The 824-nt window shown below is 68.0% G+C and carries 1 protein-coding gene and 1 pseudogene; both read left to right on the plus strand.

All coding sequences use genetic code 11. From position 1 onward, the window contains the following. The coding region (locus A5708_RS19430; RefSeq protein ID WP_065030186.1) for a general stress protein at nt 1-385 on the plus strand (385 nt) is incomplete at its 5' end. Between the two features lie 22 nt (nt 386-407). Beyond that, nucleotides 408-824: pseudogene (locus A5708_RS19435) on the plus strand (ABC transporter substrate-binding protein); the annotation flags it as partial.

Consider the following 824-nt stretch of genomic DNA (forward strand, 5'->3'; position numbering starts at 1 on the left):
TGCCGTCGACTATCTGTCCGATCAGCAGTTCCCGGTGCAGCAGGTGACCATCGTCGGTGTCGACCTGATGCAGGTGGAGCGTGTCACCGGCAGGCTGACGTGGCCCAAGGTGCTGGGCGGCGGCGTGCTGAGCGGGGCGTGGCTGGGGTTGTTCATCGGGCTGGTGCTGGGCTTCTTCAGCCCGAATCCGTGGGGCGCGCTGGCCACAGGTTTGGTCGCCGGCGTCTTCTTCGGACTGATCACGTCCGCTGTTCCCTATTCGATGGCGCGTGGCACAAGGGATTTCAGCTCGACCATGCAATTGGTAGCCGGGCGCTACGACGTGCTCTGTGATCCGCAAAACGCAGAAAAGGCGCGGGACCTGTTGGCGCGCTTGGCGATCTGAGGCGCGCGAGAGGTGTGAATTAGTGGTGAGTCGTCGCGGGCGCATGCGCCGGACGGGCGCAATTGCGTTGGCGACGGCAATCATGGCCGCGGCGGTATCGGCGTGCGCGACCGGGAGCCACGGCCTGGTCATCAGCTTCTACACGACGGCCGCTGACGGTGCAACGTTCACCGCGGTGGCCCAGGACTGCACGCGGCAATTCAACGGCCGCTTCGCCATCCAGCAGATCAGTCTGCCCCGGGCCCCCGGCGAGCAGCGTCTGCAGCTGGCCCGGCGGCTGACCGGCCACGACCGCACGCTGGACGTGATGTCGCTGGACGTGGTGTGGACGGCCGAGTTCGGCGAGGCGGGCTGGGCGGTGCCGTTGTCCGACGACCCGGAGGGGCGAGCCGAGGCCGACGCCATGGTGGACACGTTGCCGGGCCCGCTGTCGACGGCG

It is taken from the genome of Mycobacterium colombiense, assembly GCF_001672755.1.
GTDB classification, from domain to species: Bacteria; Actinomycetota; Actinomycetes; order Mycobacteriales; family Mycobacteriaceae; genus Mycobacterium; species Mycobacterium colombiense_C.